Consider the following 13,315-nt stretch of genomic DNA (forward strand, 5'->3'; position numbering starts at 1 on the left):
AGATGCCAGCATGCCGTCCGAAGATGGCCGAGGCGTCTTGTCGGATGACTGAAATCTGGATAAAAATGCAAAGCGTCGTATGCAATGCAGCACTTGATCGGGAGAGACTATGTGTGGGACACGCATCCTGCTTGTGGATGATGAGGAAGACGTCACCCGGATATTGGCAAAACGCCTGGAGCGTCGGGGATATTCCTGCGGCAGGGCCGCCAATGGCCAGGAAGCCGTGGAGGCAATGGAGAGAGAGTTTTTTCCCATTGTGGTGATGGACGTCAAAATGCCGGTGCTGGACGGCATGAGCGCTTTGCTGCGGATTGCCGAGCGCTGGCCGAAGACGCAGACCATACTGCTCTCTGGTCATGCCGATATGCAACTGGCGGTTCAGGCCATGACGCAGGGGGCGTTCGGTTATCTGATGAAGCCAGTGGATTTTGAGGAACTGCTCTTCAAGATTGAAGATGCCGCCATGCAAAGCAGTCTGGAATACGGCAATGAAAGCACAGACCGCTGAAAAAGCGGCCCATGAACTTTTGCAACAGTCATGAGGAACATATGAATACTTTCGCTAAAAGGCTTTTTGTGCTGAGCGCGCTGGCGCTGTTGGGAGGGCTTTGCCTGCCGGGCGGCGCGCCCCGCGCGGCGGCCCAGGTTACGGAAGAGGCCCTGCCGAGGCTGCTGGAAAAAGCCCTGCGTGAACATCCCGATATTGTGCTGGACGTATTGCGCCGCAATAGCGAGGCCGTGCTTGACATCGCCCAGCAGGGGTCCAATATGCGTCGTAAACGCAATTTGGAAGCGCAGTGGCGTGAAGATATGAAAACGCCCAAAAACGTGCGTCTGGAGGGCCGCCCGATCCTGGGCCCGGCCAAGGCCAGGGTGCGCATTGTGGCCTTTTCTGATTTTACCTGTCACTTCTGCCAGCAGGCCTCCAGAACCGTGGATGCGCTTTTGAAGGAATACGGCAAGGACATCAGCCTGGTATTCAAGCATCTGCCCCTTGACGACAAGGGGCAGGGCGGGCAGGCGGCGGCCTACTTTGCGGCTGTTTCGCAGCAGAGTGAGGAAAAGGCCTGGAAGTTTTACAAAATCCTGTTTGCCGACCGGGACCGGCTGGTGAGCGAAGGCGAGGAATTTCTGAAAAAGACCGCGCGCGATCTGGATGTGGATATGAAGCGTCTGGCGCGTGACGTGCGCGGCAAGAAGGTCAGCGATATTCTGGCGGAGGATCAGCAGGACGCGCAAAAACTGGGCGTGGAAGGCACGCCGTACTTTCTGGTCAACAATTTGGTGGTGCGCGGCGCGTTGCCTCTGGATTTGTTCAGGAGCGCGGTGGACATGTCTCTCAAGCAGGGCGACAGGTAGCGTTCGCTTTTGCAGGCAGACGTCGCAAAGCCGTAAGGTTTTTGCGGCGGCGTAGCCGGCGTGGCTGAGGTTTTTCGCAAATTGCGGATTGCCGCCCTCTCAAAAGAAGATCAGGCTGCGTCTGATCTTGCGGGGCCATGAACCTTGCGCGAGGGGCCGGCCTTGAGGCCGCGCCCCTCCGCCATGGCGGAAAATAGCGGTACGGCAATACGCCGGCAGAAGCGCGGTCAGTCCGCCGGCGCGGTTTTGTCCCGCCTCTGGATTACTCTGGTCATCCAGGCGCGCAACTGATCCAGATCAGCCTGTTGCGTTTTTTCCGAAGCGTGCAGCAGAACGCGCAGCTTTTCCACATCATTACGCAATTGCTGGTTTTCAGCGGTCGCGCCCGTCGCCGCCTCGGCTTGCGGCAGACGCTCAATTACCACGCGCATAAGCTGGGCAATGCTTTCCAGCGCCTGGGTTTGGCGCTCCAGAAACTGCAGTGCCGCCGCTGGCAGCAGATCCGCAACAGGGGTATCCAGCTGGCGGGCCAGACAGGTTTCGGGTTCGGGAACGGCAAGCGCGTTGCGGGGAAAGCGCGCTTGCAGGGTGTTTTCCACAGCGGCCGCCGTGCGCGATATCTGCATCTGTTCCAGAATGGCGGCGATCACATCCAGCGTTTCCGGCCGGTAGCGCCGGCGGCGGCCTTCCCCCACGCTGGGAATAAAAGCCGCGAAGCGTTTGCAGTAATAGCGGGTTGTGGATTCAGGCAGGGAAAAATGACGGGAAATATCCGCAAGGCTCAGAAGGCCCTCAGTTCGGGATGCCGTGTGCGCCATGCCGCCTCCTCCAAGCGTATCGCAGCAGTGCTGTCGAGAGGAAATGTCATAAAGCGATTTCCCGCTGAAAACAAAGCATTTTCAGCGCTCAAGCCGCCCGTATGCGTTTGTGCCCCGTATCTGTTGTGGCCCGCGCTTCGCCTGTGGGCGGCGCATCGTTGCTGGCCCGTGCCCATGACCGCATGCACATTGCCCTTGCGCATGCAAAACGCGCCCAAAAGAAAGCGCCAAAACCATGCGCGCTAAGCGTAATTGCGGCAAACGCGACATCTCTTGCCCTGTTTTTCAGACATACGTCAAACAATCCATGATAGCAAGCTGCGCACTTGCGAAAAGGGCTGGGCGGGAACGCAAGCGCAAAAAACGTCCCGCGCCCAGTGCACGGGACGTTACGTCAGCAAGCGCAAGGCGGTTCAGCGCACAACGCGGCGCACGGCAATCAGCTTGCTGCGCCAGTAGGGAATGTTCATGCTCTCCATGCGCACGCGTTCGCCCCGGCGCGGGCTGTGAATAAAGGCGTCGCCGCCGGCGTAAATGCCGGTATGCAGGCCACGCGGGCTTTGACTGGTGCGAAAGACCACAATATCACCGGGGCGGGCCCGGTTTTTTGGCACGGCCTGGCCGGTCTTGGCCTGATCCACCGTGATTCTTGGCACATTCAGCCCGTTCTGCCGGTAGGCCCACCAGATCAGGCCCGAACAGTCAAAGCCCTTTTGCGGTGAAGCGCCGCCCAGCCGATATTTTTTGCCCATCTGACTGTAGGCGGTGCGCACCACTTTCTGCGCCGCGGCAGGCGTCGGCCCGTTATCCGTCGGCCTGAACAGGCCACAGCCCGTCAACAGCGCCGCCAGCAGCGGGGCGATCAGGCAGGCGCGCCAGAAAGGCGTGAATATGTGGCGCTCTCTTTTCATGTATAGTCTCGATAATCTATAGAAACTTTTTAACATTCTGGTAAGGGCGCTTTGCAGAAGGCTACTGCAGATTCTTTCGGCAGTTCAGCTGAAAACTTAAGTCAAGAACAATGCAAACAAAAGCGGCATCAAAAAATAAGTTGTGAAAGAACAAGCGCAAAAAAAAGCCCGCGCCGCGGAGTCACCTGAGGCTGCTGACTTTTGCCGGCAGGCCCGAAAATCGGAAGCGCGCCGCAGCTTCGCCGCGCCGCACAGGCGATTGATTTTCATGTCTTTCAAGCCTCGCAAGCGGCCTGGACGACGCAAACGCCACAAAACGGGCTTTGTCACCAATAAGGGCCCCCGCGCTGCGGGGGCCCTTTCTCAATACTCGTCATTCAGCGCCCGAATGCTATTTGCCGGAGGTCAGACGCTCCTGGCCGTTCCAGACCTGATCAGCCTTGGGCAGCACGGGAAGCAGCTTCGTCCAGGGATTCTTCTGCAGAAATTCGGGATCCTGCTGCAACTTGCGGCTCATCTCAAGAATCGGCGGCACTATGGTTTCAATATTGCCGGCCAGCGCCGCGGAGATGCCGTAATTGGCGGCCTGTTCGGCAAGGTCAACGGCCTTCTGGCTGGATTCCATGGAGACCATCAGCGTATCCAGGGCCTTGGCCGGGTTATGGAAGCCCACGCTGTTCTCGGCGGAAACATAATCCCAGAAGAGCTGGCCCTTGCGAACCATATCCCGCGCCTCGGCCATCAGGGCGTCATAATTGTCGGCGCGCTGGCCCTCATAGCCGTTGGCCAGGCGCACCGCCTCGTGAGCCTTGACCGAAAGCGCTTCGGCCTTCAGCAGTTGGTCGAAGGTCTTGCGCTGTGTATACAGCACGCGCTCACGCAGGTATTCCGGCGTCTTGTCGGCATGGCACTGACGGCAGGCGCGCATTTCCTTGTCCTTCATGGGCGAGGTCATCCAGTGGCTGGATATCTTTTTGCCGTCAATGCGCTGGTACTGCATGTGGCAGTCCGCGCAGGAAACGCCGGCCGCGCCATGCGGGCCATCCTGAAATGTTTCGTATTCAGGATGCTGCATTTTGATCATGGGAACCTTGGAAGCGGCATGCACCCAATCAACGAAGGGGCCGGGCCTGCCGTCAGGCCCCTTGGCGCCGTGTTCCTTGTAATACTGGTACATGTCTTCGGGGTTCATGCCCTTGTCCCAGGGGAAAACGGGCTTGCCCGCCGGGCCGTTGTCCTTGTGCGTGAAATAGTATTCCACATGGCACTGGGCGCAGACCAGGCTGCGCTTTTCATTGCGCGAGAGCTTGTCCCAATCCTGATTGCTGCGCTTCAGCCAATCCTTGAGCGGCTCGGAATAGAGACGCAGTTCCATGTTCTGCGGATTATGGCAGTTGGCGCAACCGATGGTCTCATCCATCGCGTCAATCTTGTCCTTGCCGCGAAATTCATTGACATCCTTGGACCAGAAGGCGTCGCCGTACTGCTTGACCCAGGTCATCATCTTGGGCGTCTTGCAGTTCCAGCAGGTGGCGGGCAAAATGCCCTTTTCGCCATAGCGGTTGATGCGGTCAATATTGACAAAATCTTCCACGGCGTATGTATGGCCGCGGGCTTCGTTGTACTCGTACATGAAGGGGTAGCCCAGCCAGAGATTCTTGAGATACGGCTGGGCATGCTTGAAGCCCCTGGGCAGAGGATTTACGTTGTCGTTTTTGTGGTAGGGGATGGAACCCTTGTACTCGGTCATCACCTCGGATTCGTTATTTTTCTGATATGAGGCGCACTGATCGGGAAATTCGGCCTTGAATGCGGAAATGCGGGTTTCGTCCGCGCTGATGCCGGTCTTGTATACGGGAGCTTTCAGTTCGGTCGAAACATCCTCGCAGCCGCTGAGCAGCGCCGCTCCCAGCAAAACCGACACGGCCAGAGCCATACTGCAGATATGCTTATTCATACGCTACCGTCCTTGTGCTGATGGGCTTGTGGCGCATATGGGCCACATTGCGGTGGCAATCGACGCAATACGGTTTTGCGCTCATGCTGGCCACGTTGACGTTGGTCTGAGCGTGACAGGCCTTGCAATTTTCATTGACCACATCACGGGTGGTCACGCTGGCCGGATACGACACATCCTTGCCCGCCAGATTGCCCATGAAGTCACTCAGGCCCGCTTGCGCCTTCAACGGCAGCTTGGCCAGCAGATTGTGCGGGGCGTGGCACTCATTACAGGAACGGTCGGCGTGCATGCCCAGCTTGTGGGTCACGGCCGCTTCCTGCATGATATGACAACTGGCGCAGAACGGGCGCTGATCCGTTGCCGTCATGGCATAGGCCAGCACGCCAAAAAGCGCCGCGCCCGCCGCAACGCCGCCCAACAGCCATTTGAGCCAGGGTCCATTGCGGGGTGTTCCCATAGAAACCTCCTTCACTCGCTCCGACATTGCCGTCCCTGTGACGGCGCTCTTTCTGGCTGCAAATCAAAAAACATGCCAGAAAAAAAGAAAAAGAGGAGAAATAAACTCTGCAAAAATGGCCAGTTATATATAAAGTTAATGATAACCAATAGCAATCTTGCGCTATTCAGAAAAAAAAGACAAAAAGTCAGAAAAAGATGACGGTCGTGCCCCATATGCTCCCCGGAGGAAACATGGCGCATCACACAGCCGGGAGACTTTTTCGCCTGTTCTGGCTGCCCGTGCTGGCCAGCCTGCTCTGGCTGGGTCTGACGCTGGGCCTGTACCGACACGCCGCGCATGTGGGCGAAAACCACCGACTGGAACTGGAGCGCACCCGGCTTTCCACCGTGGCCCGGCAACTGCTGGATGCGCGCAACTGGAACGCGGCGCACGGCGGGGTCTATGTGCCTGAAAGCGAGTACGGCAGGCCCAACCCTTGGCTGCCGCCCCATGAGCGCGCGCTCAAAACCGCCGATGGCCGCACCCTTGTGCTGATGAACCCCGCCTATATGAGCCGGCAGCTTGCCGAACGCAGCACCTGGCCGGGCATCAGAATCGCGGTTATCGGGCATAAGCCCCTGCGCCCGGAAAACCAGTCCGACATCTGGGAGGGCGAGGCCCTCAGCCAGTGCGTCGAAGGCCGTCAGGAGATTTTCAGTCCGCCGGATGAACGCGGGCAGGGCCGCCTGCGCCTGCTCGCCGTGCTGACGGCGCAGCAGAGCTGTCTGCGCTGTCATGTGCAAAGCCGCCTGGGCGAGGTGCTCGGCGGCATCAGCGTCAGCCAGGACGCCACAGAGTATTTGCGCAACGCCGCCCGGCAGAAGGCGGATATGCGGCTTGTCTATGCCCTGCTGGCCCTCACGGGCATGCTGGCCATCGGCGGGCTTACCCTTAACCTGGCCCGACGCCGTTGGCAGGCCGAGGAAACAAGCCGGATGAAAAGCGCCTTCATGGCCCGGCTGAGTCATGACATGCGCACGCCGCTCACCGCCATTCTGGGGATGAGCGAACTGTTGCGGCGCAATGACGCCGCCGAGCCGGAAAAAAGGCGCGCTCTGCGGTATCTGGCGCAGGCCGGAGACGCCCTGCTGGAAATGGTCAGCGATATTACGGATTACGCGGCCCTGGAACAGGGGGCGCTGCCCCTGCGCGAAAAGCCGTTCAGTCTGCGGGCCGCGCTTTCGCAATGTCTTGAGCTGTATCAGCCCGCCGCCGAGGCCAAAGGGCTGCGGCTGGAACTGGACATGCCCGCATCCGTGCCGGACTGCCTGTGGGGCGACGCGTTCCGGCTGCGTCAGGCCCTGGGCAACCTTATCAGCAATGCGGTCAAGTTTACTGAGCGGGGGCATGTGCGGCTGGAGGCGGAAGCGGCAAATGCGCCAGTAAACCGTCTGCGTCTGCGCCTGCATGTGAGGGACAGCGGACCGGGCCTTCAGCCGGATGAACTGAAGCGGATTTTTGAAAGCTTTCAGCGAGGCTCGCATGCGGACGGCAAGCCGGGTACGGGGTTGGGCCTGAACATCGCCCGCACCATTGCCCGGCGTATGGGCGGGGATGTGCGGGTCGCTTCCGAAGCCGGGCGCGGTTCGCGCTTCACGCTGGAGGTGGCGCTGCGCGTAAAAGGGCAAAATGCAAGGGCCGACGCCAAGGCGGCGGAACGCGCCAGCCAGCGGGCAGACAGCCGGGCTTCGCTCTCCGGCTCGCTGGCCGGACGCCGTATTCTGGTCGCCGAAGACAATGCCGCCGCCCGGTATTTTCTGAAACAGGCCCTGCGCCGGGAAGGCGCGCTGGTGCGCATGACGGCGGATGGCCGGGCGACCCTGAACGCGCTGAATGACGGCGATGCCGGGGCCGTCGGTCAGACCTGGGATGTGGTGCTGCTGGACGCGCGCATGCCCGCGCCGGACGGGCTGGAGGTGCTGCGGCGCATTCGCCGGGGGCAGACCGCTGTTTCTCCAAAGCAGCGTGTGGCTTTGTATACGGCCGCGCTGGACAGCGAGGCTGAAGAAAGCTGCCGTGAGCTGCGCCCTGACGTCATTCTGCTCAAACCGCTTTCTTTCGCGGCGTTGCGCCAGGGGCTTTCCGCCCTGCTTGAAGGGCATGACGGCGCAAAAGAAGGTGAAGAAAAAGCGTCCGTTGGGCGGCGGGCTGACAAATGCGCGGCTGAAACGCGGCTCTGGGAGCGTGAGGCCGCCCTGGCGGACATGGATGGAGATATGGAAATATTTTGCCGTTTGCTTGCGGTGTCGCGTGAAGACTTGCGTAACACGCTGGCGCGGGTGAAGAAAGCCATATCGGTTCGAAACGCGCGCGAACTGCGCCGGCTGGCCCACACCTGCAAAAGTTCGGCGGGCGTCATGCGGCTGATGCGTCTGCGCGCCGCCGCCTCGCGGGCGGAACAAGCGGAAGACGCGCATCTTTTTGTCGTCGCGAGCGAACTGGCCCATGCCATGCGGGAGGCCCTGGAAGCGCTGGACGCCGCCTGCGCGAACAAAAGCGAACGGAAAGGCGCAAGCGGCAATGAGCGGGGGAAAGCATAATGGCGCGCATACTGGTGGTGGACGATGAGGCTTTGATGCGCACCATGGTGGAGGTGGTCTGCACGCGTCTGGGGCATGAAGCCGTCTGCGCCGCGACGCTCAAGGACGGTCTCAGTCTGGGCCGCCGGGGCGTGGACGTGGTGCTGCTGGACGCCTGGCTGCCGGACGGCAATGGCCTGGAATTTCAAAGCGAATTTGCCCACCTGCCCCACAAGCCGGATATTGTCGTCATTACCGGGCACGGCGACGGCGACGCGGCGGAAGCCGCCTTGCGCTCCGGGGCCTGGGAGTTTCTGAGCAAGCCTCTGAAAATCCGCGATATTGAGCAATGCCTGCGGCATGTTCTGGCTTTCCGCCAGGGGCGCAAGCCGTGCCCGGCGGAACTGAAGGTGGACAGCGGGCATATTCTGGGTTCCGGCCCTGGCATGACGCGGGCCCTCAAACTGCTGGCCCAGGCCGCCCAGAGTGAAGTCAACGTTCTGATTACGGGTGAAACCGGCGTGGGCAAAGAGCTGTTCGCCAGGGCGCTTTTTCGCAACAGCAACCGCGCGGCCCGGCCCTTTGTGACCGTTGATTGCGCCTCCTTGCCGGAAACGCTGGTGGAAAGCCATCTCTTCGGCCACAGCCGGGGGGCTTTTACCGGCGCGGAGCGCGCTCGCGAGGGGCTTTTGCTGGCCGCGCACAGGGGCACGCTCTTTCTGGATGAGGTGGGCGATCTGCCTCTGGCCATGCAGGGCGCTTTTCTGCGCGCTCTTGAGCTGCGCCGTTTCCGCCCGGTGGGCGAGGTGCGCGAGGTGGACAGCGACTTCCGGCTGGTGGCCGCCACCAACCGCGATCTGGAGGGCATGGCGCGCGGCGGCCAGTTTCGCGGTGATCTGCTCTACCGGCTTCAGGGCATTAGCATTGTGATTCCGCCTCTGCGCGAACGCCGCGATGAAATCCCTTCACTGGCCCGCCAGGCCGTCACCGCCTTCTGCCTGCGAAACGATCTGCCCGAAAAGCTTTTGGCCGAGCCCGCGCTGGACATGCTGATGGAATATCACTGGCCCGGCAATGTGCGCGAACTGATTCACGCGCTGGAACGCTCCTGCCTGGCCGCCGGGCAGGGCGAACTGATTTTGCCCGGCCATCTGCCTACCCAGATGCGGGTGGCCGTGACCAGAAGCCGGGTAAGCAGGGGACGGGAGCGGGCCGCGGAGGCAGCGCCCCCCCAGGCGCGGGACGCGGCCCCGGCTTACGCGGGCGACAGCCTGGGCCCGGAGCAAGGCGCGGCTGCGGCATTGCCCAGCCTGCGCGACTGGAAGGCCCGCGCGGAAGAGGAATATGTGCGCCGGGTCATGGCCGTAAGCGCGGGCGATGCGCGCCGGGCCGCCGCTCTGGCGGGCATTTCGCGCGGGCACTGGTACGAGCTGATCAGGAAATACCACATCTGAACCCAAAAAGCGCGCCGCGCGTCGGCTGAAAACGGTCGCGGCCGGCGGCGCAAGCCGGCGGGCCTCCCCGCGTCTCTTGCCTCATGCCATAAAAGACGCTATAGCCCGAAAAAACCTTGCAGAGGCAACGTCAGCGCATGAACAAGAGTCCTGTTACTGTAAAAGGCTATGTGGCGGCTGTGCCGCAGGATGAGCGCCAGGCCAGGGTGGCTGTGGTGCAGGATGACGTGGAATACCGCGTAATGCCGCGCGGGGCCGGCGTGGACCTGGCCGATGAGGTCAGCGTGGCTGTGGAGGTCACCGGTCTGGTGGAAGAGGTGGACGGCGTTTTCTACCTCACGGCGCGCGGTTACAAGATTCTGGAAGACGATTCCTGGCTTGAGGAATAGCGGGCGGGAACGCCGAAGACAGGCGGGGAAGGCGTGTTCCCCCTGCGCCCGCCATGTTCCGCCCCGGGCGGGGCCTGCCGCGTGTTGCGCCGTTGCCGGAAGCGCGCGCGTCAGCTCTTCAGCCCGGGCAGGAGCGAAAGATGCTCTTCTGATTTGCGCGTGTGCGGCGTCAGGGTGCTCTGGCGGCAAAAGTCGCGAATCCGGGCCAGAAAGGGCGAAGGCGCGAGGCGCAGCCTTTTGCCGTACAGCGTGCGGCGGGCGCAATAGCTCACAAACAGCGCGCGCGCGGCGCGGGTCAGCCCCACATAGAGCAGGCGGCGCTCCTCGGCCAGCTCCCCCATCAGCCGCGCGTCGCGGGCCTCCTGACTGTCCTGATTTTCCGCCTCCGCGGCCTCTTTTTCAAACAGCAGTTCCCGCCGCAGCGGCAGCAGGCCGCTTTCCAGACCAGGCAAAAAGACCGCCTGAAACTCCAGCCCCTTGGAAGCGTGCAGGGTGAGCAGCTGAACCTGCTCGGCCTTGGCGCGCGCCAGTTCCGCCTCATGCAGCCAGGCCAGCCGCTGGAACAGGGCCCGCCAGTCGCCGCATTCCCGCCAGAGACGGCAAAGCGAACGCCATTGGGGGCTCTGGCAAAAAAGTTCACCGGCCCAGGGCTGCGCATTCAGCCAGGCGGCCATGTCTTGCGGGCGGGGCAGAGAGCCGGCGGGCCAGGGCGGGGCGGCCTCTCCCGCCGGCAGGTTGGCGTGTTCCGTTCTTTCCGGCGGGGCCGGCGCAATCTCCGCAAAACCGCAATGCTCTGCGGCCAGGGTCAGCAGGCGGGCGCAGGCCGGCTCCTGCCAGAATGCCTCCTGCGCCGGGGCCGCGCACGGCACGCCAGCCTGTTCCAGGGCCGCGCGCAGAGGCGGAATCTGGGCTTTGAGCCGCACCAGTACAGCCACGTCGCCCGGCGACAGGCAGTTGTCCAGCTCAGTGAGGCCGGGGCGTTGCTGGGCCTGATCCAACAGGGTGTGGGCTGTGGCCCCTATAAGACGCTGCACGCGCCCGGCCAGCCAGCGGGCTTCGGCCCGCTCGTCCGGAGCGGCGAAAAGCTGAAGCTGGGCTTGCAGCGACCGGGCCGCGCGCAGGGGGCCGCACTGACCCCGGCCCTGCAAAAGATTCTGGGCCATGTCCAGTACATCCTGGCTGGCGCGGTAGCTGCGCCCCAGCCTGTAGACCGCAAGCCCCGGCCAGCAGGCGCGCAGGGAGGCCTCGCTCTGGCCCGTGGCTCCGCGAAAGCCGTAGATGGCCTGATCCGGGTCGCCGATGCCGAAAAAGCCCTGGCCGTCGGGCGGCAGCAGGGCGCGTATCACGGCCAGCTGCACGGGGGAAAGGTCCTGCGCCTCGTCCACCAGCACATGCCGCCAGCGGCCGTTCAGTCCGGCGGCATGCGCCAGCAGCCAGTCCAGCAGGTCGGCATAGTCCACATAACGCATATCATGCCGGGCATTCTTGCGCTGGCTGTAGCGGGCGGCGGCTTTGGCCAGTTCGCTGCCAGGGGGCGGCGTTTGCCGCGTTTCGCGGGCCAGGCTCAGGGCGTCCCAGAGCGCGCGCAAGCGCCGCGCGGGCATATCCGCATTGGCCGCGCTGAACAGGCGAAAAGCCGCGTCCTCGGCCAGCAGCAGGCTTTGCGGCTCGGCCGCGCGCAACAGGCCCCAGGCCAGGCCGTGCAGCGTGTCGCACTGCGGCAGGGCGTCGCGGCGGGGCGGGGCCGCGCCCAGACGTTCCCGCAATTCTCCGGCGGCGCGGCGGGTAAAGGTAACGGCCAGCAGCTCCTGGGGCGGCAAGCCTTCTTCAAGCAGGCGTTGCAGGCGGCCGACGAGCACGCGCGTCTTGCCCGCGCCGGGCCCGGCCAGAATCAGAACCGGGCCCGGCCCGGCGCGCAGGGCCGCCTCCTGCTCCTTGGAAAACGCCGCCGTGGAGGGAGCGTCCGGCGTTACGGCGTTTTGTTGTACAGGCGCGGGCCTTGCCAGGCTCAGGAGCGAAAGGGCATTGCCGTCGCCCTGCGCGGGGCGCGCGTTCTTGCGCGGATGTCCGGGGCGCAGCCCGGGCAGGCTTTGACCGCCGCGCGCGTCGCGCAATTCCTCGGGCGCGAACACGCGCGCCACGCCGTATTGGCCGTCAAAGCCGCCCCGGCGGATCACCTGGCCGCGCCGCATGCGGGCCACAGCTTCGCCCAGAGGTTCCCAGTGGGCGCGGATATCCGCTTCCGGCAGGCGGCAGAGGATGTCCAGCTCCGGCCCCAGTTCGCGCAGCAGGCGGCTGTAGCGATCCTGCACCTTGCGCGAAGAGGGGCCCGCGCCCAGAATTTCGCCCACTATTTCCGGCAGGGGAATCAGGGGGCGGGCTTCCGGCTCCAGCGGCAACTGCGCGGGCGTCTCGCGGTCGGCCAGTTCCAGCACGCGGTGCAGCACGCCCACGGTCAGCGGTTTGCCGCAGACCGGGCAGATATTGTTCAGGGCCAGGGCCTCGCGCGGTTCCAGCGCCACATTGCAGGCGCGGTGTCCGTCCAGATGGTATTTGCCTTCTTCGGGGTAAAACTCCATGGTGCCCAGAAAACGGCAGGTCAGGCCGTCCTGCGGCTCGCGCTGGGCTGTGGCGCGCAGGGCCTCGAACATGCCCGCATAGGAGGGCGGCCCGGCGAAAAGATTGGCCTCGCGCCCCAGGTTGGCCCCGGAATGGGCGTCGGAATTGGAAATCAGGGCGTAGCCGTCCAGGCGGCTGATGAGGCGGTTCATGGCTGGGTCCGAAGAAAGGCCGGTTTCCAGGGCGAAAATATGTTCCGAAAGGTCGGCGAAGCAGTCTTCCAGCCGGTCAAAACCGGACTTGGAGCCGAACAGGGCAAACCAGGGAGTCCAGACATGGGCGGGAACCAGCACGGCCTGGGGCGAGGTTTCCAGCACGATTTCCAGCAAGTCCCGCGAGTCCAGACCCAGAATGGGCCGCCCGTCGGAATTGAGATTGCCGATCTGGGCCAGACGTTCGGAAAGACGGTCCGCGGCGTCCATATCCGGCGCAAAAACCAGGTTGTGCACCTTGCGCACTTTGCCGTGGCGTTTGTAAATGGAGCTGATCTCCGTCTGAAGGCAGAACAGCGGCCCCTGACTGTCCGCATGGGGGCGGGGCTGCGCGCCGGCCAGAATTTCCAGCCGTTCCGGCTCGCCTTTCAGGCGATAGAGGCCGCTGGCCTCGTCAAAGGCCAGATGTTCGCGCAATTCCGCCCGCCATTGCGGATGGGTGAAGTCGCCGGAGCCCAGCACGTCGATGCCCTTGCAGCGCGCCCAGGCCGCCAGATGGCGGGGGGTGAGCGCCTTGCTGGTGGCGCGGGAAAAACGCGAGTGGATGTGCAGATCAGCAATAAAATGCATGT

The 13,315-nt window shown here is 63.0% G+C and carries 10 protein-coding genes; 5 read left to right on the top strand and 5 right to left on the bottom strand.

The annotated features are described in order from the left end of the window. Nucleotides 1-109 precede the first annotated feature (109 nt). Both ACQRA4_RS03700 and ACQRA4_RS03705 read left to right on the top strand, forming a co-directional pair. Nucleotides 110-511 carry a response regulator gene (locus ACQRA4_RS03700; RefSeq protein ID WP_427821734.1) on the top strand — a complete coding sequence of 134 codons (402 nt, stop codon included), beginning with the start codon at nucleotides 110-112 and terminating at the stop codon, nucleotides 509-511. 41 nt (nucleotides 512-552) lie between these two features. Then, nucleotides 553-1,362 (top strand): DsbA family protein, encoded by an 810-nt coding sequence (locus ACQRA4_RS03705; RefSeq protein WP_427821735.1) that lies wholly within the window; start codon nucleotides 553-555, stop codon nucleotides 1,360-1,362. A gap of 227 nt (nucleotides 1,363-1,589) precedes the next feature. On the opposite strand, the gene ACQRA4_RS03710 is transcribed toward ACQRA4_RS03705, so the two are convergent. From ACQRA4_RS03710 to ACQRA4_RS03725, 4 genes are all read right to left on the bottom strand, one after another. Continuing rightward, on the bottom strand, nucleotides 1,590-2,180 hold the full coding sequence (locus tag ACQRA4_RS03710; RefSeq protein ID WP_427821736.1) for a MerR family transcriptional regulator: 591 nt from the start codon (nucleotides 2,178-2,180) through the stop codon (nucleotides 1,590-1,592). A 413-nt stretch (nucleotides 2,181-2,593) separates the two neighbouring features. Next, on the bottom strand, nucleotides 2,594-3,091 hold the full coding sequence (locus ACQRA4_RS03715; RefSeq protein ID WP_427821737.1) for a C40 family peptidase: 498 nt from the start codon (nucleotides 3,089-3,091) through the stop codon (nucleotides 2,594-2,596). Nucleotides 3,092-3,482: 391 nt separating this feature from the next. Next, nucleotides 3,483-5,048, bottom strand: coding sequence for an ammonia-forming cytochrome c nitrite reductase subunit c552 (locus ACQRA4_RS03720; RefSeq protein ID WP_427821738.1), 1,566 nt, complete (start codon nucleotides 5,046-5,048; stop codon nucleotides 3,483-3,485). Further along, nucleotides 5,041-5,508 carry a NapC/NirT family cytochrome c gene (locus ACQRA4_RS03725; protein WP_427821739.1) on the bottom strand — a complete coding sequence of 156 codons (468 nt, stop codon included), beginning with the start codon at nucleotides 5,506-5,508 and terminating at the stop codon, nucleotides 5,041-5,043. The genes ACQRA4_RS03720 and ACQRA4_RS03725 overlap by 8 nt, the downstream gene beginning before the upstream one ends. Nucleotides 5,509-5,741: 233 nt before the next feature. On the opposite strand from ACQRA4_RS03725, the gene ACQRA4_RS03730 reads away from it, so the two are divergent. From ACQRA4_RS03730 to ACQRA4_RS03740, 3 genes are all read left to right on the top strand, one after another. Further along, nucleotides 5,742-8,090, top strand: coding sequence for an ATP-binding protein (locus tag ACQRA4_RS03730; protein ID WP_427821740.1), 2,349 nt, complete (start codon nucleotides 5,742-5,744; stop codon nucleotides 8,088-8,090). After that, on the top strand, nucleotides 8,090-9,523 hold the full coding sequence (locus ACQRA4_RS03735) for a sigma-54-dependent transcriptional regulator (protein WP_427821741.1): 1,434 nt from the start codon (nucleotides 8,090-8,092) through the stop codon (nucleotides 9,521-9,523). Before ACQRA4_RS03730 ends, ACQRA4_RS03735 begins: the two co-directional genes overlap by 1 nt. A 137-nt stretch (nucleotides 9,524-9,660) precedes the next feature. Continuing rightward, complete coding sequence (locus ACQRA4_RS03740) at nucleotides 9,661-9,912, top strand: hypothetical protein (protein WP_427821742.1); 252 nt, start codon at nucleotides 9,661-9,663, stop codon at nucleotides 9,910-9,912. A gap of 110 nt (nucleotides 9,913-10,022) precedes the next feature. On the opposite strand, the gene ACQRA4_RS03745 is transcribed toward ACQRA4_RS03740, so the two are convergent. Further along, nucleotides 10,023-13,313: a UvrD-helicase domain-containing protein gene (locus tag ACQRA4_RS03745; protein ID WP_427821743.1), complete on the bottom strand. Its 3,291-nt coding sequence runs from the start codon at nucleotides 13,311-13,313 to the stop codon at nucleotides 10,023-10,025. Between the last annotated feature and the right edge of the window lie 2 nt (nucleotides 13,314-13,315).

The sequence above is a fragment of the Desulfovibrio sp. SGI.169 genome (assembly GCF_050313595.1).
GTDB lineage: Bacteria > Desulfobacterota > Desulfovibrionia > Desulfovibrionales > Desulfovibrionaceae > Desulfovibrio.